Below are 26,684 nucleotides of genomic sequence, written 5' to 3'. Positions count from 1 at the left end.
CTGGATGGCGGTGTGTGTGCTGCCTGGGTGTGTGACCACGGTGGATTCGCTCGGCTACGACCGGATGAGCAGCGATGAGCTCGGCCCGCTGACGGGCCCCTCCGAGTACCCCAACGCGTTCCGCGACGTGCTCGGCAAGACGGACGAGGAGATCGCGGCCAAGATCGAGGACAGCTTCGATCAGCTCTTCTACGGCGATCGCGACAACGAGACCGTCTACTACCCGGTGCCTGGCACCGAGCAGGCCTACATCTGGGACGACTACCACAATAACGTGCGCTCCGAGGGCATCGGCCTCGGGATGATCATCACGGTCGAGCTCGACAAGCGAGACGAGTTCGACCGGATCTGGAGATACGCCAAGTCCACACTCCAGCTCAAGTCCGGTCCCGGCCAGGGATATCTCATGTCATGGTGCGACGTCCCGGGGAGCACGGTGGTGGCGTGCTTCGATCCTTTTGGCCTCCAGCAGATCGCGATGGCGCTGTTCTTCGCCCACGGCCGCTGGGGGAGCGACACCGGGACCATCGACTATGGGCTGGACGCGATCGGCCTGCTCGAGGTGATGCGCCACAAGGAGGCCCAGAACGGGGGGGTCGCCTCGGGGGTGACCAACACGTTCGATTCGACGACGAAGCTCGTCTACGACTACCCGCACGTCTCGGCGGCGGACGTCACCCGTCCTTCCATCGAGATGCCCGCCTATTACGAGCTCTGGGCGCAGGCCATGCGCGACCCCTTCTGGTCCGAGGCTGCCGCCAGCGCGCGCACCCACTGGCAGGAGGCCGCGCACCCGAGCACCGGGCTCATCCCTGTGCGCGCCCACTTCGACGGCACGCCGGTGCTCAACTGGGACTACTTCGGCTCCGAGGCCTACCGCACGCAGCTGAGCCTCGCGCTCGACCACGTCTGGTTCGGCGTCGACCCGTGGCAAGTGGAGGAGGCGGACCGGCTGCTCGGGTTCTTCTCGAAGCTGGGCATCGACAAGTACGGCGCGGTCTTCAAGATCGACGGCGCGATGCTCAACGCCACGCCGGAGTCGGCGCTCATCTTCATGAACGGGGTCACCGGGCTGATCGCGACGAACGACGATCGCGACGCCTACATCGAGGCGGTGTGGACGACGCCGCCGGCGACCGGGGAGACCCGCTACTTCTCGAGGTTGCTCCACATGCTCTCGCTGTTGACGCTGAGCGGGCAGTTTCGCGTGTACTGATCCGGCGCGCGGGCATCTCCGCGCGGCGGCTCCTCTCGGTCCGCGCCCCGGGGGAGGGACATCGCTCCTCGGGGGCAACGCCGTTGCGCGAACCGCGAGGCTCATTCGAAGCGGAGGTGGAGGACCGGCGGCGCACCTCTGCCGCGGTGCCGGCCAGGCATCCCACGCAGGCCGCGCAGCGCTCGCTCTGGCGCCGGAAGAGCGTCGCTCTCGCCGACCGGCCGCAGCCGCGGGTAGCGCGCGGCCGAGCCATCCAGGGCCGGGATCTCCAGGCACGCGCGCTGCCGGAGCGACGCGCGCAGGGGCGGGGACACCTCGTGATCGAGGATGATCTCCGTCCCTGTCGGGAGGCGCGCGGAGGCTCGCGTGAAGAAGGCGTCGGCGAGCTCGCGAGGCTGCCCGGCCAGGGCGCCCTCGGCGATGAGGAGCGTCGGCACGTCGCTCGCGCCGCGGAGGGAATCCATCCAGCCCGTGCACGCGATCGAACAGCTCCTCGCGAGGGCGTGGCGCTCGGACGCGTGGCAGAGGCGGTGCGCGCACTTGAACTCCGCCACGTGGGGCGGATCGAGATCCACCCAGCGGAGCGTCCCGTTGTCGATGCGCGAGAACCGCGTGCAGAGCCCGGCGTTGAGCGCGATGGCGAGGCCGAACGGGTTCCGCTCGAAATAGCGCCTGACGAGCCCGTCGATGATCATGGCGCGCGCCGCCGAGGTCCGGAGCGCGCTGGCGTCGAAGCCAGCCGGATCGACGTCGAGCGTGGCCAGCATCGCCTCGGCCCACGGATCGGCGAAGCCGAGATCCGGAAAGCGCACCCGCGCCTCGGCGCGCCCGACCAGCGAGAGCACCGCGTCCCTGGAGACGGTCATGGAGCTCATGAGCCCTCCTTGCATCGCCGGACACGAGGCCGCGCGAGCGCGGGCGCCCCCCGGAGACACGGCGTCACGACGCCACCCCGCCGTGGCCTCGAACGACCTCGGCGACGAGGGCGAGCTCGAGGCGGAGCACCGCCACCCGCTCCGGGAGCTTCGCCTCGACCAGCCCGCCGAGGAGCGTCGCGAGCTTGTCGTAGTCGGGCGCCTGCGCCTTCCAGTTCGCGATCGGATACGCCTCGTAGAGCCCGCGCGTGAGCCGCGAGGGCGTCAGTATCGAGACGCGCGCCTCGGGGTGCCAGAGCTGCAGGTGCCAGAAGCCGTGCGTGACGAAGTAGTCGAACTTCCGTCCGCCGAAGAGGCGTACCTCCCAGCCCGCGACGACGAGCGCGAGCTCGCGCTCGCGAGGATCGTGCGGCGGCGGAGGCCAGCCCTGCTCGCTCGCGGGCTCCGGCAGGCATGACGGCCCAGACGGGAGCGGGCGGCCGACGGAAAGCGGTGTGCGAGAGCTCACGAGGCTTCTCCCTGGCGAGCGTCGGACCAGAGGAAAGCGGCGAGCGCTGCGCATCGGTACAGGCTCGGGGCAGGAGGCGTCTCTCGGATCACGTTGGCTCCGTTGTTGATATTGAAAGTGATGTTCAACTTCGATATGCTGTGATCTCGCTGACGTCAAGAGAAAAACGGGCGCCGTCGAAGGGGGCCGCTCCGATGGCGGGCGACGGCATGGGCGCCGGCGGGAGGTCCAGGGGAGCGTGCTCGAGCCCCGGCTTCTGGATGGCCCTGAGGGTTCTGTCGGAAGGGGATGGTGATGATGCTGGGGGGCGGATCGGGATCAGCGCGCACGTCGTGGCGATGGCTCCGGCCGGGCCGCGGCGTGGATACCGTGTTGACGCCTGTGTCCGGTCTGGGTGGAAGAGCTGGTGTGCTCGGGTCTGCTGGCGCGCCGGGACGAACAAAGCTTTGGGCGGGTGATCATCGGAGACCGGCGTTGGTTACAATGAGCGCTAGATGAAGCCTCTCCGCGCAGCTCGTCCTCTCGCGATCTCCACGAAGTCCCTTGTTGCCCTCGTCCTTTCCGCGTCGCCGGCCGTCGCGTTCGGCGCGGGCTGCGGCGTGGCGGACAGCGTGCCGATCCCGAGCGCCGGAGCGCACGAGGGGACAGGCCATGAGCCGACCAGCACGGGCGGCGCGAGCAGCGGCGCCGGGCCGAGCGGCGGGAGCGCCGCGGACCCCGGAGCGAGCTCGGGCGCGGGGCGCGCCGAGGTCATCGGGGCCGTCGTCTCTCGCCATGATGTCGTCAGGATCATCGCTCTCGGCGACACCGGAGAGGGAAACCTCGCGCAGAACCAGGTCGCCGATCGGATGAGCGAGAAGTGCATCGAGGTCGGGGGCTGTCATGCCGTGATGATGAACGGTGACAATTTCTACGACCACGGCGTGGTCGACACGAGCGATGCGCAGTGGGGTCCCAAGTTCGAGCAGCCCTACGACAGGCCCGGCCTGAACGGCCTCCCGTTCTATGCGGTGCTGGGCAACCACGACCATGGCCCCAGCAGCAGCGGCGTGCGGCAAGCGCAGATCGACTACTCGCAGCTGCCCGTGGGCGACGGGCCTGGCATGCGGCTGACCGCCAAGTGGCACATGCCCGCCTCGTATTACGACGTTCGCGTCGGCGACGTCCATCTCTTCGGGATCGATACCGTCGACTTCACCTCCGATGACCAGGCGCGCGACATGAGCGCGCGGGTCGCCGCCTCGGACGCCACGTGGAAGATCGTCTTTGGCCATCACCCCCGCTACACGTCCGGAGTTCACGCCTCGGACAACCCGTCGCTCGGGATGAGCGGGATGTTCGCCATGCAGCAGGCCATCTACTGCGGGGCCGACATGTACATGGCCGGCCACGACCACAACCTCGAGTTCATCAACAAGGGGCGAGACGAGGGCTGCCCGAACGTCTATTTCGCCATCAGCGGCGCCGGTTCGAAGACCCGCCCGGTCGTCTCCTCGGTCCCGACCGAGCGGGGGCAGCTCTTCTTCACGGACAAGACCGAGGGCTTCGCCTATCTGCGGTTCGAGGGGAGGAACCTGCTGTTCGAGTTCATCGACAAACAAGGGGCGCTGATCTTCACGACGACCATGACCAAGTGAGCGGGTGCCGCCCTCGGCGGCCGAGCGGCGCCCCGGCCGTCAGCGGCGCTCGTCGTCGCGCGGCGGGCCGTCGTGCTCGTCGTCGCGCCGCCTCCCGAACGAGATCGTGCTCTCGGTGCCCGCGAGCATCCGCCGGATGTTCGGGATGTGCTTGAGCCAGACGAGCGCGGCGAGGAGCAGCGAGAGGCAGAGGGCCGGCGCGCCCCGCTCGCCGAGGAGCCAGAGGAAGAGGGGCAGGGCGAGGGCGCCGGCGAGGGAGCCCGCCGAGACCATGCGGGTCGCCCGCACGATGACCGCGAAGACGGCCAGCGTGGCGAGCGTGGACCGCGGCGCCAGCACGAGCAGGACACCGCAGGACGTCGCGACGCCCTTGCCGCCCCGCATCCCGAGGAAGACCGTGTAGTCGTGGCCCAGCACCGCGGTGAGGCCGCCCGCCGCGACGACCCACCCGCCCGGCGCGACGGAGAGCCACGACGCGAGGGGCCCGGCGACGAGCGCGCCCTTCGCCACATCCGCGGCGAGGACGGCCAGGCCAGGCCCCCAGCCGAAGGCGCGCAGGACGTTCGTCGCGCCGATGTTCCCCGAGCCGACCTCGCGGAGGTCGACCCCTTTGACGAACCGCGCGAAGAGGTAGCCTGTCGGGATCGCTCCGAGGAGGTAGGCAAGGGCCAGGTAGATTGCCGTCATTGCCGTCATCGCGCGCCTCGATGCCCGCGCTCACGGCGGGTGTAGCACGCGCGCCGCGTCGAGCGCGCGCCAAAGAGCCCATGTCACGATGGTGATCATGGTATTCTGCGAGCATGGCTGACCTGGCGCCCGTCTCGACCCGGAGTGGCCGCGCCCCCAAGATCGCGCTCGTCCTGGCCGGCGGTGCCGCGCGCGGCGCTTACGAGGTCGGCGTGGTGCAGCACATCCTCGAGGACGTCTCTCGCGATCTCGGCCGCGAGGCGCCGCTCGATATCCTGTGCGGCACCTCGGTCGGCGCCATCAACGTCTGTGGGCTCGCCGCGTTCGCGGACGAGGCGCGGAGCCGCGCGCGGCGGCTCGCCGCGGTGTGGACGCGCCTGCGCATCGACGACCTCGTGCGCCTCGACGTGCGCGGCGTGCTCGCGGTCGGGCACGACCTGCTCCGCGGGGGCGCCGCGAGCGCGCGCGCGCCATCGAGCGGCGGCCGCGCCGCGCTGCTCGACACGTCGGGCCTCGAGCGGCAGATCGCGGAGGCCGTGCCCTTCGAGCGGATCGACGGCCACCTCGAGAGGGGGCTCCTGTCGGCGCTGACCGTGTCGACGACGCTGGTCAAGAGCGGCCGCACGGTCGTCTTCGTCCACCGCCGCGAGCCCGGCCTGCCGCCCTGGAGCCACGACCCGACGATCTCCCCGCGCGCCACCGCGATCCGCGCGCAGCACGCGCTCGCCTCGTCCGCGCTCCCCATCCTGTTCCGCCCGGTGAACATCGACGGAGAGCTCTACTGCGACGGCGGGCTGCGCCAGAACGTCCCGCTGTCGCCCGCGCGGCGCCTCGGGGCCGACGGCGTGATCGTGGTCAATCCGCGGTACATCGAGCCCGCGTCGAGCGCGGCCGAGCGCGACGGGCCGGGCTTCCCCGGGCCCCTCTTCCTGCTCGGCAAGACGCTGAACGCGCTGATGCTCGACCGGATCGACAACGACCTGGCGCGGCTCGAGAGCATCAACGGGATCCTGGAGGCGGGGCGGCGGCGTTATGGCGAGGGCTTCATCGGCGAGCTCAACGACGAGCTCGGGCTGCCGCCGGGGCGCGCGCTCCGGCCGATGCGGTCGCTGCTCATCCGCGCCTCCAAGGACATCGGCGGCCTGGCGGCGGAGTTCGTGCGCTCCCCGGCGTTCCGCGCGCGGGCCACGGGCGTGCTCGGCCGCGTGATGCGGCGCCTCGCCGAGGGAGACGAGCAGCGCGAGGCCGACTTCCTGTCCTACCTGCTGTTCGACGGGGAGTTCGCGGGGCGGCTCATCGAGATAGGCCGCGCGGACGCGCGCGCGCGGCACGAGGAGCTGTGCGCGTTCTTCGAGCGGGCGCTGAGGCCGGGCGGGTTCGAGGAGCGGGCGCCCTGAGGGGGCCTGGAGACACAGGCACGCTCTGGATCCGTCCGGATCCTCTCGGGCGCCGAGGCTCAGACGGCGTCGGGGCGCTCGGCGCCTATCTCGGCGCGAGCTCCGCGCGGCCGCCGCGCCCGGTGTAGACTCGCGCCGCGAGATGGCACCTTCGGATCCCTTCGGCTGGGTGGGCGCGACGATCGGCGGCAAGTACCGGCTCGACGCCGTGGTCGGCGAGGGCGGGTTCGGCGTCGTCTACCGCGGCCAGCACCTCGGGTTCGACGAGCCGGTCGCGGTCAAGTGCCTGAAGCTGCTCGGATCGCTGGCCCCGGCGGAGCGCGCGTCGTTCCAGCGGATGCTCCTCGACGAGGGGCGGCTCCTCCACCGCCTCTCCCGGGCGAGCGCCGGCATCGTGCAGGCCCTCGACACCGGCGCCGCGGTCTCGCCGTCGGGCGAGTGGACGCCTTATCTCGTGCTCGAGTGGCTCCATGGCGTGCCGCTCGACCGCGAGATCGCCGAGCGGCGCGCCCGCGGCGAGGCGGCGCGCCCGCTCGCCGAGGCGGTCGCCCTGCTCGCGCCCGCGGCGTACGCGCTCGAGGTCGCGCACGCGCAGGGCGTCGCCCACCGCGACGTCAAGCCGGCCAACCTGTTCCTCGCCGAGATCGGCGGCCGGCGCACGCTGAAGGTCCTCGATTTCGGCATCGCCAAGGTGCTCGGCGAGCTCTCGAGCATGACGCAGGCGATGGCCGAGACAGGGAGCGCGCTCCGGGCCTTCACCGTCCACTACGGCGCGCCGGAGCAGTTTCACCACCGCTTCGGCGCGACCGGGCCGTGGACCGACGTCTTCGCGCTCGCCCTGGTGCTCATCGAGGTGGCCTCGGGCAACCGCGCCCTCCTCGGCAGCGACGTCACGCAGCTGTACATCGCCGCGACCGATCCGGCGTTCCGCCCGAGCCTGGGCGGCGCGGGCGTGAGCGCGCCCGACGCCGTCGAGGCGGTGGTGCGCCGCGCGCTCGCGATCGACCCGCGGGAGCGCTACCGCACGGCAGGCGAGCTCTGGGGAGCGATCGAGGCCGCGATGGCGACGGCCGCGCCCGCCGGCGCGGTCGCGCTCACAGCGGACGGCCCGCCCGCGGGCGCGGCGCCCGGCGCTGCGGCGCTGGGCGTGGCGGGGACGGAGCGCGCGGCCGCTGGCCCGCCCGCTGGCGGGCTGCCCACGTCTGTCGGCGCGCCGCCCACGCCCGCCGGCGCGCCGCCCACGCCATCCCTCACGACGATGCGTGGCCTGGCGACGAGCGCGCCGCCGCAGGCCGCCCCGCAACCGGCGTCGCCCCCTCCCACGCCCCAGGCCCCCAGGGCCGCCCCGCGGCGGCGCCTGGTGCCCGCGCTCGTCTCGGCGGCCGCGCTGGCCGCGGCCGGCGCAGGCGCCGTCGCGTTCGTCCGCCACCGCGCCCCCGACGAGGCGCGGCCGGCGCGCGTGCTCGGCGGCCTTACCGCGCCCCGGATGAAGGCGCCGCCCCCGCCCGACATGGTCCGGATGCCGGCGGGCCGCTTCACGATGGGCAGCGCGAAGGGCGGCAAATCCGAGCGCCCGCCCCACGAGGTGACGCTGACCCGCGCGTTCGACGTCGATCGCACCGAGGTGACGGTCGCCGCCTACCAGCGCTGCGTCGAGGCGGGCCGGTGCACGCCGAGCGGCCTGCACGGCCCCCGCACGACCGACGCCGACGTCGAGCAGCGCGGCGCGCTCTGCACCGCGGCGGATCCCGCGAAGTCGCAACACCCGATCTCGTGCGTCGACCAGGCGCAGGCGGCCGCGTACTGCGCCTTCGCCGGCAAGCGGCTCCCGACCGAGGCCGAGTGGGAATACGCCGCGCGCGGCGCCGACGGCCGCGAGTATCCGTGGGGCAACGAGCCGCCAGGCTGCGCGCACGCGGTCGTGTCTCGGCCTCCTGGGCAGGGCTGCGGCGGGCGCGGCCGGGGCACCCAGGAGGTCGGCTCGGCCAGGGCCGGAGCGAGCCCGTCGGGCGCGCTCGACATGGCGGGCAACGTCTGGGAGTGGGTGGCCGACGGCTGGGACCCAGCCGTGTATGCCAGAGGCGCCCAGACAGATCCCCAGGTGCCGGCGACCGGCAGCAGGGGCGTGCTCCGGGGGGGATCGTGGGACTTCTCCGCCAGCACGGCAAAAGCGACGTTCCGGCTGGCGTATGATCGTGAGGCAGGTGACGTCTCGACCGGGTTTCGTTGCGTTCGCTCGGTCGATTGAACACGAGGTCGCCAGAGCGGGCGGCAGGGAAGCGCGGATCAACCGGTCAGGCTCATTTCAGCCGCGCCGGGGATAGGCTATCTATCCCATCTTGGTCGAACGTCGATTCACACGCCCGATCGCAAGGTAGGATGTCGGGATAGGTAAGGCCGGGTGGTGGCCTGATTTGCCCCGGAGTGATTCACATGAAGGCGGGAAGGCGGGAAGATCATTGATCTTTTCTTCCCGCCTTCCCGCCTTCATGTTCAAATCCGGCCACCACCCACAGGAGTCCATGCAAGAATCCGAGAACATGATCTCCATCGAGGAAAGCCGGATGCAACGCGTCATCGATGCGGTTGCGCTCGCGTCCACGGGAGAGGTCGAGCTCGCGCTGAAGCAGCTGGCGGCGGTCGAACACGACGCCTTCGGGGTGATCGAGGAGGCGCTGCGCGTCTTTCTCTCCGAGCTCTCCGCGACCACGCAGCAGAAGAGCCAGGCGCTCGCCGCGCTCGCCGCCTCGAAGCGCGAGCTCGAGCATCAGCTGGACACCATCCAGCGCCAGGAGTGCGCGATCCGGGAGCTCTCGGTGCCGATCATCGACATATGGCACGGCATCCTCACGCTCCCGCTCGTCGGGCTGTTCGACTCGGTGCGCGCCGTCGAGGTGACCGAGCGGCTCCTCGTGCGCGTGGCGGAAGACAGCGACGTCGAGTGGGTGATCCTCGATCTGACCGGCGTCACGCTCATCGACTCCATGACCGCCCAGCACCTCATCAAGCTGGCTCAGGCGGTGCAGCTCCTCGGCGCGCGCTGCGTCCTCACCGGCCTGGGCGGTCATGTCGCGGAGACGCTCGTCGCGATCGGCGTCGCGTTCGACGAGCTGAACCCGATGCGCAGCCTGCGGGAGGGGCTCAGGTTCTGCCTTGCGCAGCGGGGGCGCACGATCTCACCGCGGTGATCGGCGGAGCTCCGCTTCGTGCGGCGTCGCCTTTGCGGAACGCAGCCGGTGTGCCAAGGGATATCCTGTTGCAGCCCATGGAGAACGCGACGATCCCCGCTCGCTTCCAGGACACCGCAGACGCCCGCCGTCGCTTCGGCGACCAGCTCGATCGCCTGGGGCTCTTCCTGCTCCGCGTCGATCCGGTCGCCGACGCCGTCGTGGACGCGTTCGCGTCGATGCCTCCGGGCCAGGGCTTCCGTCTCCTGGAGGCTGCCCTCGCGCGCGGCATCGACGATGACCGCACGGTGAAAGAGGCCCCGGCCGAGCTGCGGGCGCTCTTCGCGTCGGTCGATCACGTGCCCCTCTGGGTGGACTGGGAGGCGGTGAACCGCGGCGGGGCGGCGTTCCTGCGCACGGGCGCCCTCGGCGGGATCCTGCTCGCGATGCAGTCGCTCATCCTCGGGTACGCGTCGCCCGGCGGGAACAAACCGCTGGTCTTCTCGGGGAGGCTCCGCGAGCAGGCCGAGCGCCGCCTCGCCGAGACGAGCCGGTTCGTCTATGCCGTGAGCCAGGCGAACGGAATGCGCCGCTCCGGCGAGGGCTTCGCGATCACCGTCAAGGTGCGCGTCATGCACGCGCAGGTGCGGCGGCTCATCCGAGCGAGCGGCCGGTGGCAGGCGACCCTCTGGGGCGAGCCGATCAACCAGCACGACATGGTGGCGACGGCGCTGCTCTTCTCGGTCGCGGTCATCGACGGCCTCGACAAGCTCGCCTACCGCTTCGCGCCCGCCCAGAGGGAGGACCTCGTCCACCTCTGGCGCTACGTCGCCCACGTCATCGGCGTCGAGCCGGAGCTCATCCCCGGCTCCTACGCCGAGGCGCGTCGGCTGGCCGAGATGATCTTCGCGACGCAGGGCGCGCCGGACCACGACTCGCGCATGCTCGTGGACGCGCTGCTCACCCGCAGGGTGCGCAGCGCGCGGACCGACGGCGAGCGCCGGAGCGCCGAGCGGTTCATGGCCATCTCCTGCGGCCTCTCCCGGGCCGTGCTGGGCGACGAGCTCGCCGAGCAGCTCGGCGTGCCCCGGCGACGCTCGCCCCTCGTCGTGCCGCTGCTCCGCGCCGTCGCCGCCGCGTCGAGCCGCGCGCACGCGCTGCCGCCCCTGCAGGATCTCGCGCTCGACCTCGGCGACCTCCGCTGGCGGCGCGTCATCTCGATGGGCCTCGGCGGCCGCCCGGCCGACTTCGCGCCCCCGGAGCGCCTCGCCGGCAGCGGCACCTGAGCGGTCGCGCCGCTCGCGGGGCGAGGCGGCCGCGGCGCCGGATGTCCGGGGCGATGGCGTGGGAGCGGGCGCGGCAGTCGGGGTTGAACCGCCCTCCGGTTCTGCGGTACGAGACCTCCGGCATGGAGATCATCCCTTACGGCGGTTGGAAGCGCGCAGCGCGCCTCGTCTGCGGCGACACGGAGCTCGTCGTCACGCTCGACATCGGCCCGCGCATCATCCGGTACGGCGTCATCGGCGGTCCGAACGAGTTCTCCGAGATCCCCGAGGACATGGGCGCGACAGGCGGGACCCACTACAGGTTCTACGGCGGTCACCGGCTCTGGATCGGCCCCGAGGACGAGCAGCGGACGTTGCAGCCCGACAACGATCCCGTGCAGCACCGGGAGGAGAACGGCGCGCTCGTGCTCCGGACCGCGCCGGACAGGTACGGAATGCAGAAGGAGGTCCGCATCGCGGCGGACGCGGCGGCGGGCAGGTTCGTCATCGATCATGCGATCGAGAACCACAGCGCTTATGCGGTCGAGTTCGCCCCGTGGTCGCTCTCCGTGATGGCGGGCGGCGGCGAGTGCCTGTTCCCGCAGGCGCCGTTCGTCCCGCACCCCGATCGCGTCTTGCCGGCGCGGCCGCTCGTGCTGTGGTCGTACACCGACATGGCCGAGCCGCGGTGGACCTGGGGCAAGCGCGTGATCCGCCTGCGGCAGGTCGCGGGCAAGGGGCCGCAGAAGGTGGGGGCGCTCGTGACCCAGGGCTACGCGGCGTACGCGAACCACGGGAACGTGTTCCTGAAGCGGTTCCCGTTCATCGAGGGCGCCACGTACCCGGACATGGGGTGCAACTTCGAGACGTTCACGAACGCGGACATGCTCGAGATCGAGTCGCTCGGCGCGCTGCAGCGCGTTTCGCCCGGCGCCCGCGCGGAGCACCGGGAGGCGTGGTATCTCCTCAAGGGCGTTCAGCCGCCCGCCGAGGACGGCGCGTGCGCGGACTGGCTCGAGGCGGCGGCGAAGGACAGGCCGCTGTGAACCGCTGATCCTGAGCGCGTTGGGGGCGGGCCCTCCTCGCCACCGTCCACGGCCCTCCGCGGGGGGCGGCGGTCCGTCGCAGGGCGCCATGGGCCGTCAGTCGGGGGTCCGCTCGGCGCGCACCGGCTCGCTGGAGACGGCGACGGGCGCACGCCAGAGGTGCCTGTCGAGGAACGCCAGCACGCGTCGGTCGATCTCGGCGCCACGGAAGCCGTGCCCCCACGCGGCGACAGGGACGAGCACGCTCGGCACACCCGAGCGCAGGAGCGCCCTGTGCATCGCCTCCGAGAGGGCGAACGGGACCAACTCGTCGCGCGTGCCGTGCATCAACAGGAACGGGGGATCCCGCGCGTCGACATGGTGGACCGCGGAGGCCGAGCGCACGAGGTCCGCGCGCTCCGGCGGAGGGCCGTCGAAGAGCGGATCGAGCCGGCCGTGCATCTCGGCGATCGCCTCGGGCGTCGTCGCCGAGGCGAAGAAAGCCGCCATGTCCGTCGGTCCGCAGAAGTTGATGACCGCCTGGACACGGCTCGTAGGCGGCCGGGGGCCGTCCGGAGGCGGCGGGGCTCCCTCGACCGCAGCGTCGCCGGCCGTCGTGCCGAGCACGCTCGCGATCTGGCCGCCGGAGGACTCTCCCCAGACGGCGATTCGCTCTGGATCGATTCCATAGCGGTCCGCCGCGGCGCGCGCCCAGCGGACGGCGGCCTCCGCGTCGCGGAGCTGCGCAGGCCAGGGGAAGGTCGGCGTGAAGCGGTACTCGATGGTGATCCCGACGTAGCGGCCCGTCGCGACGAGCTGCGGGAGGAACTCGTGGCCTTGCTCCCGCGTGCCCCGCCTCCAGCTCCCACCGTGGATGTACACGACGGCCGGCAGGCGGGCTGCGCTCGGCGGATCGGGCCGGAGGACGTCGGCCAAGAGCCGCTGGCCGCCGGCGAGGCTGTACTCGACGCCGCGCTCGACGACGACGGCGCTCCGGCGCGCAGCGGTTGAGGCGGCCTTCCGCGGGGCCGGCGCGCCGGCGGCGGCCTGCGCGCCAGCGCAGCCGGAGAGCGACGCGAGGAGCACCAGCGCGGCAGCGACGGCGTGGCCGCGCTGGCGCATCGTGCGGCCTCGGTTGCTCCGTGTCATCGGCGGTCCCCCGTCATCTGCCAGGCGAGCATACCGTGGCACAGGAGGCGCAGCAGGAAGGAAGGCGCTCCGAGGCGCCGCGCGCTCGGCCTGCGGCGTGCGCTCGCGCGGGATCGAGCGCGGCGGCCGCTCGCGTGGACGGGCAGAGCACCCGCTGCGGGCTGCGGAGGGCTTTGTTCGTCCCGCGCGCTCGGCTATGCGGAGGCTCATGCCGCTCCATCCCCTCGCGGGCCGCAAGGCCCCTCCCGACGTGCTGATCGATCCCGACACGCTGCGCGCGCAGTACTACAGCGAGCGCCCCGACATGGGCGATCCGCAGCAGCGCGTCGCCTTCGGCACCTCCGGCCACCGCGGCTCGGCCGCGCGGCGCAGCTTCAACGAGGCGCACGTCCTCGCGGTCGCGCAGGCCATCTGCGACTACCGCGCGAAGGAGGGCACGACGGGCTCGCTCTACCTCGGCATGGACACGCACGCGCTCTCGGAGCCGGCGCAGCGCAGCGTCATCGAGGTCTTCGCGGCCAACGGGGTCGACGTGCTCATCGCCGAGCGGAACGGCGTCACGCCGACGCCGGCCATCTCGCACGCGATCCTCACCGCCAACCGCGGGCGCACCTCCGGCCTCGCGGACGGCGTGGTGATCACGCCGTCGCACAACCCGCCCGACGACGGCGGCATCAAGTACAACCCGCCGAACGGCGGGCCGGCCGACACCGCCGTCACCGGCTGGATCGAGGAGCGCGCCAACGAGCTGCTCCGCGCCGACAACGCGGGCGTGAAGCGCACGCCCTACGAGGCCGCGCTGCGCGCCCCGACGACCCACCCGTACGATTTCATCGGCCCCTACGTCGCCGATCTCGGCAACGTCGTCGATCTCGAGGCCGTCCGCGGCGCGAAGCTGCGCATCGGCGTCGACCCGCTCGGCGGCTCGAACATCGCGTACTGGGCGCCGATCGCCGAGAAGTTCGGGCTGGATATCACGGTGGTGAACCAGGCCGTCGACCCCACCTTCAGCTTCATGCCCCTCGATCACGACGGCAAGATCCGCATGGACTGCTCGTCGCCGCACGCGATGGCGAACCTCATCGCGCTCAAGGACGACTACGATCTCGCGTTCGGCAACGACGCCGACTCGGATCGCCACGGCATCGTCACGCGCAGCGCCGGGCTGATGAACCCGAACCATTACCTCGCCGTGGCGGTGTCCTACCTGTTCCGGAACCGCCCGCTCTGGCGGACCGACGCGGCCGTGGGCAAGACGCTCGTCTCGAGCAGCATGATCGATCGGGTGGCGAAGGACCTCGGCCGCCCGCTCCGCGAGGTGCCGGTCGGCTTCAAGTGGTTCGTCGACGGGCTGCTCGACGGCTCGCTCGGCTTCGGCGGCGAGGAGAGCGCGGGCGCCTCGTTCCTGCGGAAGAACGGGCAGGTGTGGTCGACGGACAAGGACGGTATCCTCCTCGACCTGCTCGCCGCCGAGATCCTCGCCCGCACCGGGCGCGACCCGGCCGAGCACTACCGCGACCTCACCGCGCGGTTCGGCGCGCCGATCTACACGCGCATCGACGCGCCGGCCACGCCGAGCCAGAAGAGCGTGCTCAAGAAGCTCTCCCCCGACGCGGTGCGCGCCAAGACCCTCGCGGGCGAGCCGATCACCGCGAAGCTCACGCGCGCGCCCGGCAACGGCGGCGAGATCGGCGGGCTCAAGGTCGTCGCGGAGAACGGCTGGTTCGCCGCGCGGCCCTCGGGCACCGAGGACGTCTACAAGATCTACGCGGAGAGCTTCAAGGACCAGGCGCACCTCGATCGCGTGCTCGACGAGGCGCGCGCGATGGTCACCGACGCGCTGTCGGCCAGGTGAGCTCCCCGGGCGCGCCCGAGATCTCTTGATCTCCCGGCGCTCCTCCGGGGACCTCGCGGCCGCCCGCCCCCGGGTTCGCCTCGCGCGACCAGCGCCGGGTCAGAACAGCGAGAGCTGCCGCCGCGCGCCCGTCATCTCATCGAAATCGGCCCCGCCCAGCCACCGCAGCACCGAGTCCGCGATCGGCTTGAGCTGCTGCGACACGTAATGATCGTAGTCCGGCGGCGCCGTCGTCTGGCCCGCCGGCTCCGGGCCAGCGCGCGTGATCACATAGGCCACGATCCGCCCCGCGTCCCCGCCCAGCTTGCGGGCCGCCTTCACGTGCGGCGGCGTCGTCTTCGTGTAAGCGCCGAGCGGCTTCCTCAGCGCCTTCTTGTACACGAGCTCCGCGTCGAACCGCCCCGCGCGGAGCTCCGTCACGAAGCTCCGCACGAAGCCCTCGACCGGGCGATCGTGGAAGACCAGGTCGAGCAGCTCCCGCTGGAAGCGCCGCGCGACCGCGCTCGCGTCCCGCCGGACCGCCTCGAGCCCGACGATCTCGAGCTTGTCGCCGCCCTCCCCGGCGACGAGGCCGGCATAGCGCTTCTTGCTGCCCTGCGCGGCGCCGCGCAGCTCGGGCAGGAGGAAGCGCGCATAGACCTTCTCGAACTCGAGCTCCAACCGGCTCTCGCAGCCGAACGTCCTCGCGATCTCGGCGGCGACCGACCCGGAGATGGCGTCGCGGAGCTCCTCGGCCCGGGCGACGGCGCGCGCCGTGTCCGGCTCGCCGATGTCGACGAAGAGAGAGTCGGTGTCTCCGTAAAGCACCCGGTGCCCGGCCCTCCGCACCGCCTCGGCCGTGAGCCTGATGACGTGCTGCCCGGCGCGCGTGATGGCGTTCGCGACCTCGGGGGAGAACAGGCGCGACGCGGGAGAGCCGAGCACGCCGAAGAGCGAGTTCATGAGGATCTTGATGGCCATCGCGCCCCGCTCGTCGCCCGCCCGCCGCGCCTCGGCCCGCTCGTCCCAGAGGCGCGCGACGAGCTCGGGCAAGATGCCCGGCTCGCCGCGCCGGAAGGCCGCGCCGCCCGGCGTCACGATGAGCGCCTCGGGCGGCCCGGCGCCCCCGGCGACGAACGTCAGCGGGTCGATGTTGAACGTGCGAATGAGGCTCGGATAGAGGCTCTTGTAATCGTACACCACGATGTTGCGGTAGAGCCCCGGGAGCGAATCGAGCACCAGGCCGCCGGCGATCTCCGCCCCTCCCTCCGGCCCCTCCCTCGATACCGAGGGCGCGACCTTGCCGCGGGCGCGGAGCGCGGGCAGGTAGAGCGAGTCGATCGCGGCGATCTGCGCCCCCACGCGGTCGAGCTGCATGCCGGTGAGCAGGCTCCTCCGCACCGAGAGCTCGATGAGCCCCGTCTTCTCGAGCAGATCCCGGACGAGGCGCGCGTCCTCGAGGTTGTACTCCGCGAGCCGCGCCGGGTCGTCGCGGTACGACGCCTCGATCTGCTCGCCCCGGTCGTCTGGCCCGAACAGCTTGCCGCGCCCGAGGATCGTCCGAGCGGCGGTCTCCAGGCGGTAATCGTCGAGCCGCAGGAAGGCGCCGCGGAGGAGCGCGAGGCCATCGAGCACCACCCGCCCCGACAGGACGGCGCGCGCCTCGCGCGAGAAGCCAGGATCGCGCAGGATCGCGATCTCGTCATCGCCCCTCCCGAGCGCGCACAGGAGCCCGGCGCGCCGGCAATAGCGCTGGAGCGCGGGCAGATCGAAATCCGGGATGTTCCAGCCGGTGAGGACGTCGGGGTCCGCCTGCGCGACGAGCTCGAGGAAGCGCTCGAGGAGCGTCCGCTCGTCAGGGAAGCGCTCGACGAAGGCGGGGAGCCCGCCGGGCACCGGCGCGTCGCGGACGAGGAGGCAGCGCTCGCCGCCCGCGCCCGCCACGGCGCCCGCCCCCGCGAGGCTAATGGCATAGAGGTGCTCGCCGTCGAGGCTCGTCTCGATATCGAGCGAGAGCACGCGGAGGCGGGGGACGAAGCTCGCGGGGACGAGCGTGGGATTGCGGTACACGCGCCCGACGCCCGGGTGGAGCTCGAAAGGCCCGGAGACGGCGAACGCCCCGCGGATGCCGCGATCGATGAGAAAGCGGTAGGGAAAGCGCACGTCCGCCTCGAGGGCGTCGGCGCCGGCCTCGGCCAGCCTGTCGCGCAGCGCCGCGACGTCCCGCGGGAGCGCGGTCTCGACGCGCAGGACCGGCTCTCCGTCGAGCGTCTCGAGCGCCTGCGGAGAGACGCGGCGATCCGCGAGCCGCCGCGCGACGTCCTCGTCGCGGGCGCGCACGAAGAAGTAGGGCCTGAACCTGTCCTCGATGACGAGCGCCGGCGCGCCGTCCTCCATCACCGCGTGGAGATGGATCTCCGGGCACCCGGCGACGACCCGGGTCGTGGGCGTGAGGATGAAGCCACGGTCAGGCATGTGCGAATTCGCGGAGGTTCCCCGGGCGAGCTCTTCGCCAGCGCGCGAGGCGGCCCGGGGGCCGCGCCACGCTGCACTTGACCACCGGGACCGGCGCCCCGCAAGCCCCTCTCGCCCCGGGCGAAGGGGATTTCCCGGAGGAGCGCGATTGCCGAGGGAGCCGGGCCTCCGCCGGAGAGGGCGCCTTTCGAGGAGGCGAGCGCCTTTGTAGGGGTGCACGCTCGATTCAACGGGGGGTGGCGAGCCCTCTTGGCTTGACGTGGAATCCCGAGACGCGGCGCGGACGACTCCCCGGGTGTGCGGCGATCGCCCCGCGAGCGCGCCCGCGCGCAGCGCCATGAGCAGGGCAGTCCCTCAGATTACGTCGAGAGCGGGTCCGCCGCTTGCTTGGCGTTCGAGACGTCGTGAGCCGCGGGCATCCACGGATCGGCCGGTGAAGCGCGCCGCGGAAATCCAGGAAGGGAATCCACCATGATGCGCCATCATTTCAAGCATCGCGTCGCCGTGATCGCCGCGCTCGCCGCGAGCGTCATCGGCAGCTCCGCGCACGCGGGTGGGCGAGGCGGTTACGTCCCTCAGGGCGCGCAGATCTCCCAGCTGCAGCAGCGGCTGGAGGAGGTGAGCCCGCGGTCCGAGGAGACACAGGTGTCGGACGGCGCCCTCGCCAAGGTGATCTCCGCGGTCAACGAGGTTGAGATCTCCCTCGCGATGATCGCCCGCAAACAGGCGCGGTCGCGCGAGGTGAAGGATTTCGCCAGGGAGATGCTCGAGGCCCACACCCAGGGGGAGATCCGCCTGAGCGCGCTCCTCCGGCGTCTCCGGATCAAGGCGGAGCCGACGCGGGCGAGCGCGATGATCGCCGGGCACTCGTCCATCATCGCGGCGTACCTCCAGAAGCAGCCGGCCGAGAAATTCGACCAGACGTACATGGCCATCCAGGTGAGGATGCATGCCCATGCCGTGCGGATGCTGGACGAGCAGGCCATCCCGAGGGTGAAGAACCAGGCGCTGAAGCAGGAGATCCAGCGCATTCGCGACGAGGCGGCGAGCCACCTGAAGCGGGCGCAGGCCATCCAGGCGACGCTGGCGAAGGGGCAGGAGCGCTAGCTCTCGCGGTCGGGGGCGGCGACCTCGCCAGGGTCAGGGGGCGAACACCGCGCGCACGCACGCCTCCGCGCGCGCCTCGAAGAGGCGGTATCCGCGCGGCCCGTCGTCGAGGCACATCCGGTGCGTCAGGAGGTACGACGGATCGATGTCGCCGCGCTGGATGTGATCGAGCAGCCGCGGGATGTACCGCTGTCCGTGCTGCTGGCCGGTCCTGACGATGAGCGCCTTGTTCATGAGCGCGCCGAGCGGGATCTTGTCGGCGAACCCGGAATAGACGCCCACGATGGACACCGTGCCACCCTTGCGGCAGGCCAGCATCGCCTCGCGCAGCACGAGCGGGCGGTCGCTCTGCATCCGGAGCGCCTGCTTCACCCGATCGACCGCGTGCTGCAGGCCCGTCCCGTCGGCTTCCATGCCCACCGCGTCGATGCAGGCGTCGGGGCCGCGCCCGCCCGTCATCTCGCGGAGCGCCTCCTGGACGTCGACCTCGGCGTAGTCGAGGGCGTCGGCGCCCCCGTGCGCCTTCGCCATCGCCAGGCGGTCCGCGATCCGGTCGATCGCGATGACGCGCTCGGCGCCGAGGAGATAGGCGCTCTTGATCGCCATCTGACCGACGCCCCCGCACCCCCAGACGGCGACGACCTGGCCCGGGCGGATGTCGCAGAGCTCGGCCGCCATGTAGCCCGTCGAGAGCGCGTCGGAGGCGAACAGGGCGCTCTCGTCCCGCACCCCGTCGGGGACCTTGAACGCGCCGTGATCCGCGAACGGCACGCGCACGTACTCGGCGTGGCTCCCCGCGAAGCCCCCGAAAGCATGCGAGTAGCCGAAGATCGCGGCTGTCGTGTCCCCGAACACCCTGTCCGTCACCACGTGATGAGGATTCGAGTTCTCGCAGAGCGACCACAGCTCGCGCTGGCAATACGCGCACCGCCCACACCCGATGATGGACGACACGACGACGCGATCGCCCCGCTGAACCCGCTTCACCTCCGCGCCGGTCTCCACGACCTCGCCGAGGAACTCGTGCCCGAGGATGTCGCCCTGCTTCATCGTCGGGACGTACCCGTGGAGCAGGTGCAGATCCGAGCCGCAGACCGACGACAGGGAGACGCGGACGATGGCGTCGTGCGGGCTGATGAGCTTCGGCTCGGGCACCGACTCCACGACGATGTCATCCACCCCATTCCAGCAGATCGCGCGCATGGTCACTCCCTCTCACGGTCTGCCCGGCCGGACGGCTGCCCCGCCGTCGTCGGGATCTCGCCGATCTCGATCCATTGCCTCAGCCGCCGCAGCTCGCCCCGCAGCTGCCGCCTGGGCAGCTCCGCCAGCAGCTCGCCCGCCGCGCGCGCGAGCCGCCCCCGCGGCCGCGCGCCCGGCAGCACCACCTTGATCTCCGTGCCCCTGTCGCCCGGCGCGGTCGCGAGCGAGACGACGCCTGCCGGCGTGCGCTCCGGGCCACCCGCGCCGGCCGCCCGGATCGTCGAGGCTTGCCTCTTCGCGCCGGCCTCCACGCGCCCGATGCTCGGCAGGAGGCGCCGCACGCCCGCCGCGTCCTGCAGCGCGTGCAGGACCGCCGCCCGCGCGCGGCTCACCGTGACGCTGCTCACGACCCGCGGGGCGCGGGCCCCGAGCGCCCGGAGCGCCGCCGCCGCGATCTCGACCCCGAGCGCCGGCCGCTCCTCGGACAGCCCGGCGACCCGCTCGTAGATGCGGTATGCCGCCGTCTCCAGCCGGCTCAGGAGCAGCCCCGCGATTCCCCTCCTCCCCGGCAGCCGCGCGCAGCTCCCGCGCTGCGCCGCCGCGCTCTGCCGCTCTCCCAGCGGGGCTCTCTCCTGCTCCGTCGGGGGCGCGCCTTCGCCGCCGCTCCGCTCCCGGTCCGCGCTCTGCGCGCCCCTCTGCGCCGCGGCGCGCGCTCGCCGGCCAGCCTTCGCCCGTGCCATCTCTCCTCCTTCGAGCCTCGCCGAGAGAGCCCGCGAAGGCGCCTTGCAAGCAGGCGGCCACCCGCGCTGATCCAGGCGCTCACGTCTCAACGACGTTCCGAACATGCCACCGCCGTTGCGAGCGGCCCCAACAAGGACATTCGCGCGAGCCTCGCCTCCAGGGCGAACGATGGCGAGCGAAGGCGAGAGAAGACAAAGATGGATTGCAGCGAGGAAAGAAGAAGGTTGCAGGGCCTGAACTTCCAGGCGATACTCGCCGCGCCAGGACGCTCCTCGATTCAATTGACGTCCGGCCCAGAGCGAGCACTGATTAGCATAAACTAGATACGGAGATACGAACGTATGAAGACTAGAATTTCCCTGCGTGCTTTTAACTTGGCGGTCTGTGGACTGGCTGTCGCGGCGTTCGCGGCGTGCGGTGGCGACGACGGCGGCGGCGGCGGGAGCGGGGGCGCTGGCGGCGCCGGCAGCGCCGGCAGCACGACCTCCGCGGGCACCGTGGACCCGTCGACCACGACGGCGAGCACGGGGACCACCGATCCCGCCACGACCTCGACGGCCGCGAGCACCTCGGCGTCGACGGGCGCGGGCGCCGGCCCCCAGACGATCGAGATGATCGATGACATGGAGGACAACGACAACGCCATCCTGGCCGAGGGCGGGCGGGTCGGTTACTGGTACACCTTCAATGACGCGACGGAGGGGGCCACGCAGACCCCGCCGCCCGATCCGGAGGGGACCGGGGAAGAGCCGTTCACGATGACGGCGCTCGAGCCGGCGCGCGGGCAGAGCACGTACGCGGCGCGCTCGTGGGGGACGGGCTTCACGGAGTGGGGCGCTGGCTTCGGCTTCGATCTGAACAGCCCCGAGGGGGTCAAGGCCTCCTATGACGCCTCGGCGTACACCGGAATCACCTTCTGGGCGAAGCTCGGCCCCGGCTCCGGCACGAGCGCGACCGTCATGATCTCGGACCCGGGGACGGATCCTGCCGGCGGTGCCTGTTCGGACAAGTGCGACGCGTGGCAGAAGACGTTCCCCGCCACCGAGGAGTGGCAGCAGTTCACCATTCCCTTCGCGGACCTGAAGCAGGGCGGCTGGGGCGATCCGGCGGGCACCGAGCAGATCGACGCGGCGAAGCTCTACTCGCTCCAGTTCCAGATCGGCAAGGCACCCGAGTTCGACCTCTACATCGACGACCTCGGCTTCTACAACTGAGCGCCCTCGCCCGGGCCGCCCCGGGAGCCCCCGCGCAGGGGGCTCTCAACCACTCCTCTTCCCCCCCGGCGCTTCCCAGGGAACATGCGTGACGCGCGACACGCGACACGCGACGCGCGACGCGCGGCGACCTGCGCGCCTGGATCCTCTGCGCGCTTCCAACAAAGTGCTTGCATCGCAGGCCCCTCCCGGGCGAACGTGGCCGCGCGCTGACGCCCCTTGTGCCCAGGACAATGCCTCTCCTCGAGCTCGCATCGATCACGAAGCAGTTCCCCGGGGTGAAAGCCCTCGATGGCGTCTCGTTCGACCTCCAGGAAGGCGAGATTCACGCCCTCTGCGGCGAGAACGGCGCGGGTAAGAGCACCCTCATCAAGACCCTGTGCGGCTACTACCCCGCAGGCACCTACGGCGGCGAGATCCGCTTGAACGGCGGCGTCGTGCAGTTCAGCAGCATGCGCAGCGCCGAGGAGCACCGCATCGCGCTGATCGCGCAGGAGCTCGCGCTCGTGCCCGATCTCACCGTCGCCGAGAACCTCGTGCTCGGGCGGGAGCCCGTCCGCGGTGGGCTCATCGACTGGGACGCGGTGCGGGCCCTGGCGCGGGAGGCGCTCGCGCGCGTCGGGCTCGACATCGATCCCGAGCGCCCGATCAAGGACCTGGGCATCGGCCAGCAGCAGATGGTCGAGATCGCGAAGGCGCTGCTCAAGGACGCGAAGGTCCTCGTCCTCGACGAGCCCACGGCGGCGCTCACCGAGTCCGGCGTGAAGACGTTGCTCGGCCTGCTCCGCGATCTGCGCGCCCGCGGCGTCTCCTGCATCTACATCAGCCACCGGCTCGAGGAGGTCTTCGAGATCGCCGACCGCATCACGGTCCTCCGTGACGGGAAGTCGATCACGACCCAGCCGCGGACCGCGCTCTCGCCCGACAACGTCATCTCGTACATGGTCGGCCGCGAGGTGACGAACCTCTACCCCTGCCCCCCGCCGCCGGAGGGCCCCGTCGCGATGTCGGTCCAGGGCTGGTCGGTCGAGGACGCCGGGCACCCCGGGCGGTTCGTGCTGCGCGACGTGAGCTTCGAGGTGCGCGCCGGCGAGGTGCTGGGCATCGGCGGACTCATGGGCGCCGGCCGCACCGCGCTCCTCTCGACGATCTTTGGTGCTGCAACGAGCCGCGTCACCGGCGCGATCTCGGTCCGAGGCGGGCCCGCGACGCCGCCGTACAGGGCGCCCGAGCAGGCGATCGACGCGGGCATCGCGCTCGTCAGCGAGGATCGCAAGCGCTACGGCCTCGTGCTCGAGGCGACCCTCCTCGACAACATCACGCTCGCGACCCTGCGGCGGTTCGTGAAGGGGCTCTTCCTCGATCACGCCGATCGGGAGGTCAGGGCGGTCGAGCAGATGAAGGCGCTCAGGACCAAGGCGTCTGGGCCGCTCGCGCTCGCGAACCAGCTCTCGGGCGGCAACCAGCAGAAGATCGTGATCGGCAAATGGCTGATGACGGGGCCCCGGGTGCTGCTGCTCGACGAGCCGACCCGGGGAATCGACGTCGGGGCGAAGGCGGAGATCTACCAGCTCATCCACAAGCTCGCTTCGGATGGGCTCGCCGTGGTGCTCGTGTCCTCCGATCTGCCGGAGCTGCTCGGCATGAGCCACCGTGTGCTGGTGCTCAACCAGGGCAGACCGACGGCCTGCCTCGACCGGAAGGACGCGACCGCGGAGCGCGTGATGGCTGCTGCAACGAGGAAGGTGACGGAATGAGCGAGGCCAAGCTTCGCGTGCGTATCCCCTGGCGCGCCCTCTCGATGGTGGGCTCGCTCATCGCGATCTGGATTGCCTTCTCCATCACGACCGATGGGACGTTCGTGACGCCGCGCAACCTGACGCTCCTCGCGCGGCAGATGTCGGTGACCTCGATCCTGGCCATCGGCATGGTGATGGTCATCGTCGCGGGGCAGATCGATCTCTCGGTGGGCGCGCTCGCCGGTCTGCTCGGCGCCTCATCGGCGATGATCTACGTGAGCCTCGGCTGGCCGCTGCCGGCCGCCTTCATCCTGCCGCTCCTGCTCGGGGCCGTCCTTGGCTTCGTGCAGGGGACCCTCGTGGCGCGGCTGCGGATTCCCCCCTTCATCGTCACGCTCGGCGGGATGCTCATCTTCCAGGGCTCCATCCTCGGCTTGACAGGCGGTGTGTCCATCTCGCCGGCGCGTCCTTACCTGTTCGTGGGCCAGGCGTACGTGCCGCACACCCTCGGCTGGGCGGGCGCTGGCGTCCTCTGCGTCGGGCTGCTGTACAAGGCGGCGCGCGCGACCGGCACGGCGCGCTACCCGTGGATCGGGCTCGCCGTGTTCTCCCTCGCGTTCGCCGCCCTGATGAACTCCTACGAGGGTGTCCCGTTCCCCGTGCTGGTCGTGCTCGTGCTCGCGACCGTGTTCACGGTGCTCGCGAAGCACACGACGTTCGGGCGGCACCTCTACGCGATTGGCGGCAACCGAGAGGCGGCCTTCTACTCCGGCATCAGCATCGATCGTCACCTCATCGCCGTGTTCACGCTGATGGGCGTGATGGCGGGCATCGCGGGCGTGGTGCTCACCGCCCGCGTCGGCTCTGCGACCTCGGACGCCGGCCGGATGATGGAGCTCGACGCGATCGCGGCCGCCGTGATCGGCGGCACGTCGCTCCTCGGCGGGCAGGGCACCATCTGGGGCGCGCTGCTCGGCGCGCTCGTCATGGCCTCGCTCGACAACGGCATGAGCCTGATGAACACCGAGAGCTTCTGGCAGCCGATCATCAAGGGCATCATCCTCATCCTCGCCGTCGGCATCGACATGGCCAGCCGCAAGACCAGAAGTCACTGAGCGACAGCTCACCCGCTAGCGTTGCGATGACCGAGGTCGTCCTCGCGTTGCGGTTGCGCGAACACGTAGGCCCCGGGAGAGGGGGTCCGCCGCGCGGCGCGGGGGATGGGCCGATGTTTGAGCCTGAGACGATGATCCTCCGGCGAAGCCGGAGGATCATCGTCTCAGGCGAGTTCGGCGGGGCCCCCGCGCCGCGCGGCGGCCCCCCTCTCCCGGGGCCGGGCAGCCCGGCGAGATCTCACTGCGGCTGGACCGCCCCGAGCTCGGCGATCTCCTGCTCGAGCTGCTCCCACTCCGCCATGAGCGCGTCGATGCGCGGGCCGAGCGCCTCGTCCTCGGCCTGGCGCGCCGCGATCTCGGCCTGTCCAGTGCGCTCGAAGAAGCCGTCGCTGCAGTAGAGGTCGTGGATCGCCTTCTTCCGCGCCTCGGCCGCCTCGATGGACGCGAGCACCTTGTCGCGCCGCGCGGGCAGCTCCTTCTGCCGGTTGCGACGCCGCTTCTGCTCCTCCCAGGAGCCGCCCGCCTCCGCGGGCGCGGCCGCCTTCTGGTGCTCGCGCTTCGCCTTCAGCACCACCGTGTCGGCGTCGAGGTGATCGTCGCCGCAGCCGGCCAGGTACTCCTCGTACGTGCCGGGGAAATCGCGCGGCCCGCTCGGCGTGACCTCGAGGATGCGCGTCGCCAGCTCGGAGACGAAGTAGCGATCGTGCGAGACGAAGAGCACCGTCCCCTCGAACGCCTTGAGCCCCTCGACGAGCCCCTGGATCGCCTCGAGGTCGAGGTGGTTGGTCGGCTCGTCGAGCACGAGCACGTTGGGCCGCTCGACGATGATGCGGCAGAAGATGAGCCGCGCCGCCTCGCCGCCGGAGAGCGAGCCGACGCTCTTCTCGACGTCGTCGCCCGAGAACAGCGCCCTGCCGAGCTGGCCGCGGACGTAGCTCGGCGACTCGTCGGGGCACGCCTCCCACAGGAAGGAGAGCGGCGTCATCGACCCGTCGACGAGCAGCTCGCGGTGATCCTGGGCGAAGTAGCCGACGCGGGCCTCGTGCCCCCACGACGCGCCGCCGGCGTCGGCCGCGAGCCGGCCCACGAGGATCTTGAGCAGGGTCGATTTGCCTAGCCCGTTCGGCCCGATCACCGCGACCCGCTCGCCCCGCCGCACTGACAGCGAGACGTCGCGCAGCACCTGCTTCGCGCCATACGACTTCGAGATCCCCTTCGCCTCGAGCACGTCGCGCCCGCTCGGCCTCTGGATCGCGAACCGGAACAGCGGCGAACGCCGCGACGTGTCGGCGAGCTCCTCGACCTCGATCTTCTCGATCTGCTTGAGCCGGCTCTGCGCCTGGCGCGCCTTGGTCGCCTTCGCGCCGAACCGCTCCACGAACGCGCGCTTGTCCGCGATGATCTTCTCGGCGCGGGCGATCTCGGCCTGCTTGCGCTCGCGGATCGCCCGCTTCTCGACGACGAAGGCGGCGTAGTTGCCCGTGTAGAGCGTGATGGTCTCGTAGTCGACGTCGAGGATGTGCGTGGCGACGTTGTCGAGGAAGCGCTGGTCGTGGGAGATGACGACCGCGCAGCCCTTGTAGCCGGCCAGGAACCTCTCGAGCCAGCGGATGGAGAGGATGTCGAGGTGGTTCGTGGGCTCGTCGAGCAGCAGCACGTCCGCGCCGCCGAGGAGCACCTGCGCGAGCAGCACGCGCAGCTTGAAGCCGCCCGAGAGCGTGGAGAGCGGCCTCCGGTGCGCCTCCACGGGGATGCCGAGCCCCTCGAGGACGGCGCTCGCGCGCGCCTCCAGCGTGTAGCCGTCGTGGGCGCGGATGCGATCCTCCAGGTCCGCCACCCGGCCGGCGTCGCCGCCGTCCTCCGCGAGGCGGCGCGACTCGACGAGCGCCTCCCACACGACGCGATCGCCCATCATCGCGAGATCCAGGATGATCTGGTCGTCGCTGAGGAACCGGTCCTGCCGGAGCACACCCACGCGGGCGTCCTTCGGGATGCTGACGCTCCCGTCGCTCGCGGGCTCGTCGCCCGCCACGATCTTCAGGAAGGTGGTCTTCCCCGAGCCGTTCGCGCCCACCAGGCCGTAGCGGGATCCGGGGTTCAGCTTGAGCGAGACGCCCTCGAAGAGGGTCCGATCACCGAATGATTTCGAGAGGTTCGAGGTTCCGAGCATGGCGCTGTGGGGGCTTGGGTCGCGGCGCGCGGGGCGCGGGGTGCGGCGCGCCGGGTCGGCGCGCCTCGCGGGGCGCCGTCAGCGGCGCGGCGGGGCGCACAGGCATAGCACCGCGCCCCGGGCGGGAGCCGGTGATCGTGCGTCAGCGCGCGCCAGCGCG

Annotated in this window: 20 protein-coding genes; 12 read left to right on the top strand and 8 right to left on the bottom strand. The window is 71.6% G+C overall.

Annotated features, from left to right (window positions below):
- Window positions 1-31 precede the first annotated feature (31 nt).
- Complete coding sequence (locus WMF39_RS30260) at window positions 32-1,216, top strand: glycosyl hydrolase family 8 (protein WP_437739966.1); 1,185 nt, start codon at window positions 32-34, stop codon at window positions 1,214-1,216.
- Between the two features lie 101 nt (window positions 1,217-1,317).
- On the opposite strand, the gene WMF39_RS30255 is transcribed toward WMF39_RS30260, so the two are convergent.
- Together WMF39_RS30255 and WMF39_RS30250 are read right to left on the bottom strand one after the other, a co-directional pair.
- Window positions 1,318-2,091, bottom strand: coding sequence for a class I SAM-dependent methyltransferase (locus WMF39_RS30255; protein WP_437739965.1), 774 nt, complete (start codon window positions 2,089-2,091; stop codon window positions 1,318-1,320).
- A gap of 64 nt (window positions 2,092-2,155) precedes the next feature.
- Window positions 2,156-2,599: a hypothetical protein gene (locus WMF39_RS30250; protein WP_437739964.1), complete on the bottom strand. Its 444-nt coding sequence runs from the start codon at window positions 2,597-2,599 to the stop codon at window positions 2,156-2,158.
- Between the two features lie 494 nt (window positions 2,600-3,093).
- Between WMF39_RS30250 and WMF39_RS30245 the strand changes: the two genes are divergently transcribed.
- The gene (locus WMF39_RS30245; protein WP_437739963.1) at window positions 3,094-4,236 is read left to right on the top strand and encodes a purple acid phosphatase family protein; all 1,143 of its coding nucleotides are present in this window, start codon (window positions 3,094-3,096) and stop codon (window positions 4,234-4,236) included.
- Between the two features lie 39 nt (window positions 4,237-4,275).
- On the opposite strand, the gene plsY is transcribed toward WMF39_RS30245, so the two are convergent.
- A complete protein-coding gene (gene plsY, locus WMF39_RS30240) occupies window positions 4,276-4,932 on the bottom strand; it encodes a glycerol-3-phosphate 1-O-acyltransferase PlsY (RefSeq protein ID WP_437739962.1) in 657 nt (218 codons plus the stop codon).
- Between the two features lie 104 nt (window positions 4,933-5,036).
- On the opposite strand from plsY, the gene WMF39_RS30235 reads away from it, so the two are divergent.
- The 5 genes from WMF39_RS30235 (at window position 5,037) to WMF39_RS30215 (ending at window position 11,798) form a co-directional block, all read left to right on the top strand.
- Window positions 5,037-6,320, top strand: coding sequence for a patatin-like phospholipase family protein (locus WMF39_RS30235; protein WP_437739961.1), 1,284 nt, complete (start codon window positions 5,037-5,039; stop codon window positions 6,318-6,320).
- A 142-nt stretch (window positions 6,321-6,462) separates the two neighbouring features.
- The gene (locus WMF39_RS30230; RefSeq protein ID WP_437739960.1) at window positions 6,463-8,568 is read left to right on the top strand and encodes a bifunctional serine/threonine-protein kinase/formylglycine-generating enzyme family protein; all 2,106 of its coding nucleotides are present in this window, start codon (window positions 6,463-6,465) and stop codon (window positions 8,566-8,568) included.
- Between the two features lie 316 nt (window positions 8,569-8,884).
- Window positions 8,885-9,508 (top strand): STAS domain-containing protein, encoded by a 624-nt coding sequence (locus tag WMF39_RS30225; protein WP_437739959.1) that lies wholly within the window; start codon window positions 8,885-8,887, stop codon window positions 9,506-9,508.
- A 77-nt stretch (window positions 9,509-9,585) separates the two neighbouring features.
- Window positions 9,586-10,773, top strand: coding sequence for an oxygenase MpaB family protein (locus WMF39_RS30220; RefSeq protein WP_437739958.1), 1,188 nt, complete (start codon window positions 9,586-9,588; stop codon window positions 10,771-10,773).
- A gap of 122 nt (window positions 10,774-10,895) precedes the next feature.
- Window positions 10,896-11,798: a hypothetical protein gene (locus WMF39_RS30215; protein ID WP_437739957.1), complete on the top strand. Its 903-nt coding sequence runs from the start codon at window positions 10,896-10,898 to the stop codon at window positions 11,796-11,798.
- Between the two features lie 96 nt (window positions 11,799-11,894).
- On the opposite strand, the gene WMF39_RS30210 is transcribed toward WMF39_RS30215, so the two are convergent.
- Window positions 11,895-12,899, bottom strand: a complete 1,005-nt coding sequence (locus WMF39_RS30210) for an alpha/beta hydrolase fold domain-containing protein (protein ID WP_437739956.1) — start codon at window positions 12,897-12,899, stop codon at window positions 11,895-11,897.
- A gap of 235 nt (window positions 12,900-13,134) precedes the next feature.
- On the opposite strand from WMF39_RS30210, the gene pgm reads away from it, so the two are divergent.
- Complete coding sequence (gene pgm / locus WMF39_RS30205; RefSeq protein ID WP_437739955.1) at window positions 13,135-14,781, top strand: phosphoglucomutase (alpha-D-glucose-1,6-bisphosphate-dependent); 1,647 nt, start codon at window positions 13,135-13,137, stop codon at window positions 14,779-14,781.
- Window positions 14,782-14,880: 99 nt separating this feature from the next.
- Here pgm and WMF39_RS30200 read toward each other — a convergent pair whose 3' ends face one another.
- The gene (locus tag WMF39_RS30200) at window positions 14,881-17,235 is read right to left on the bottom strand and encodes a DNA polymerase II (protein ID WP_437739954.1); all 2,355 of its coding nucleotides are present in this window, start codon (window positions 17,233-17,235) and stop codon (window positions 14,881-14,883) included.
- Window positions 17,236-17,706: 471 nt separating this feature from the next.
- Here WMF39_RS30200 and WMF39_RS30195 point away from each other — a divergent pair, with 471 nt between their 5' ends.
- Entirely contained in the window at window positions 17,707-18,342 is a 636-nt protein-coding gene (locus WMF39_RS30195) for a DUF4142 domain-containing protein (RefSeq protein WP_437739953.1), read from the top strand.
- A gap of 33 nt (window positions 18,343-18,375) precedes the next feature.
- On the opposite strand, the gene WMF39_RS30190 is transcribed toward WMF39_RS30195, so the two are convergent.
- Both WMF39_RS30190 and WMF39_RS30185 read right to left on the bottom strand, forming a co-directional pair.
- Window positions 18,376-19,545 carry a zinc-dependent alcohol dehydrogenase gene (locus WMF39_RS30190; protein ID WP_437739952.1) on the bottom strand — a complete coding sequence of 390 codons (1,170 nt, stop codon included), beginning with the start codon at window positions 19,543-19,545 and terminating at the stop codon, window positions 18,376-18,378.
- Between the two features lie 2 nt (window positions 19,546-19,547).
- Entirely contained in the window at window positions 19,548-20,285 is a 738-nt protein-coding gene (locus WMF39_RS30185) for a hypothetical protein (RefSeq protein WP_437739951.1), read from the bottom strand.
- Between the two features lie 342 nt (window positions 20,286-20,627).
- Here WMF39_RS30185 and WMF39_RS30180 point away from each other — a divergent pair, with 342 nt between their 5' ends.
- From WMF39_RS30180 to WMF39_RS30170, 3 genes are all read left to right on the top strand, one after another.
- Entirely contained in the window at window positions 20,628-21,500 is an 873-nt protein-coding gene (locus tag WMF39_RS30180; protein ID WP_437739950.1) for a CIA30 family protein, read from the top strand.
- A gap of 233 nt (window positions 21,501-21,733) precedes the next feature.
- Window positions 21,734-23,257, top strand: coding sequence for a sugar ABC transporter ATP-binding protein (locus tag WMF39_RS30175; protein WP_437739949.1), 1,524 nt, complete (start codon window positions 21,734-21,736; stop codon window positions 23,255-23,257).
- Window positions 23,254-24,354: a sugar ABC transporter permease gene (locus tag WMF39_RS30170; protein WP_437739948.1), complete on the top strand. Its 1,101-nt coding sequence runs from the start codon at window positions 23,254-23,256 to the stop codon at window positions 24,352-24,354. The genes WMF39_RS30175 and WMF39_RS30170 overlap by 4 nt, the downstream gene beginning before the upstream one ends.
- A 238-nt stretch (window positions 24,355-24,592) precedes the next feature.
- On the opposite strand, the gene WMF39_RS30165 is transcribed toward WMF39_RS30170, so the two are convergent.
- A complete protein-coding gene (locus tag WMF39_RS30165) occupies window positions 24,593-26,524 on the bottom strand; it encodes an ABC-F family ATP-binding cassette domain-containing protein (RefSeq protein WP_437739947.1) in 1,932 nt (643 codons plus the stop codon).
- Window positions 26,525-26,684 lie beyond the last annotated feature (160 nt).

This window comes from Sorangium sp. So ce1504, assembly GCF_051521635.1.
Lineage (GTDB): Bacteria > Myxococcota_A > Polyangia > Polyangiales > Polyangiaceae > Sorangium > Sorangium cellulosum_B.
Note: the sequence above shows the minus strand (reverse complement) of the source record. Positions and strands in the feature narration are given on the sequence as shown.

Excerpts from the sequence above, each read along its gene's own strand:
- WMF39_RS30195 (WP_437739953.1), top strand. The coding sequence starts at position 17,707 with ATGATGCGCCATCATTTCAAGCATCGCGTCGCCGTGATCGCCGCGCTC.
- WMF39_RS30215 (WP_437739957.1), top strand. The coding sequence starts at position 10,896 with ATGGAGATCATCCCTTACGGCGGTTGGAAGCGCGCAGCGCGCCTCGTC.
- pgm (WP_437739955.1), top strand. The coding sequence starts at position 13,135 with ATGCCGCTCCATCCCCTCGCGGGCCGCAAGGCCCCTCCCGACGTGCTG.
- WMF39_RS30220 (WP_437739958.1), top strand. The coding sequence starts at position 9,586 with ATGGAGAACGCGACGATCCCCGCTCGCTTCCAGGACACCGCAGACGCC.
- WMF39_RS30180 (WP_437739950.1), top strand. The coding sequence starts at position 20,628 with ATGAAGACTAGAATTTCCCTGCGTGCTTTTAACTTGGCGGTCTGTGGA.
- WMF39_RS30200 (WP_437739954.1), bottom strand. The coding sequence starts at position 17,235 with ATGCCTGACCGTGGCTTCATCCTCACGCCCACGACCCGGGTCGTCGCC.
- WMF39_RS30255 (WP_437739965.1), bottom strand. The coding sequence starts at position 2,091 with ATGAGCTCCATGACCGTCTCCAGGGACGCGGTGCTCTCGCTGGTCGGG.
- WMF39_RS30175 (WP_437739949.1), top strand. The coding sequence starts at position 21,734 with ATGCCTCTCCTCGAGCTCGCATCGATCACGAAGCAGTTCCCCGGGGTG.
- WMF39_RS30170 (WP_437739948.1), top strand. The coding sequence starts at position 23,254 with ATGAGCGAGGCCAAGCTTCGCGTGCGTATCCCCTGGCGCGCCCTCTCG.
- WMF39_RS30190 (WP_437739952.1), bottom strand. The coding sequence starts at position 19,545 with ATGCGCGCGATCTGCTGGAATGGGGTGGATGACATCGTCGTGGAGTCG.
- WMF39_RS30185 (WP_437739951.1), bottom strand. The coding sequence starts at position 20,285 with ATGGCACGGGCGAAGGCTGGCCGGCGAGCGCGCGCCGCGGCGCAGAGG.
- WMF39_RS30230 (WP_437739960.1), top strand. The coding sequence starts at position 6,463 with ATGGCACCTTCGGATCCCTTCGGCTGGGTGGGCGCGACGATCGGCGGC.
- WMF39_RS30235 (WP_437739961.1), top strand. The coding sequence starts at position 5,037 with ATGGCTGACCTGGCGCCCGTCTCGACCCGGAGTGGCCGCGCCCCCAAG.
- WMF39_RS30210 (WP_437739956.1), bottom strand. The coding sequence starts at position 12,899 with ATGCGCCAGCGCGGCCACGCCGTCGCTGCCGCGCTGGTGCTCCTCGCG.
- WMF39_RS30245 (WP_437739963.1), top strand. The coding sequence starts at position 3,094 with ATGAAGCCTCTCCGCGCAGCTCGTCCTCTCGCGATCTCCACGAAGTCC.
- WMF39_RS30225 (WP_437739959.1), top strand. The coding sequence starts at position 8,885 with ATGCAACGCGTCATCGATGCGGTTGCGCTCGCGTCCACGGGAGAGGTC.
- WMF39_RS30165 (WP_437739947.1), bottom strand. The coding sequence starts at position 26,524 with ATGCTCGGAACCTCGAACCTCTCGAAATCATTCGGTGATCGGACCCTC.
- plsY (WP_437739962.1), bottom strand. The coding sequence starts at position 4,932 with ATGACGGCAATGACGGCAATCTACCTGGCCCTTGCCTACCTCCTCGGA.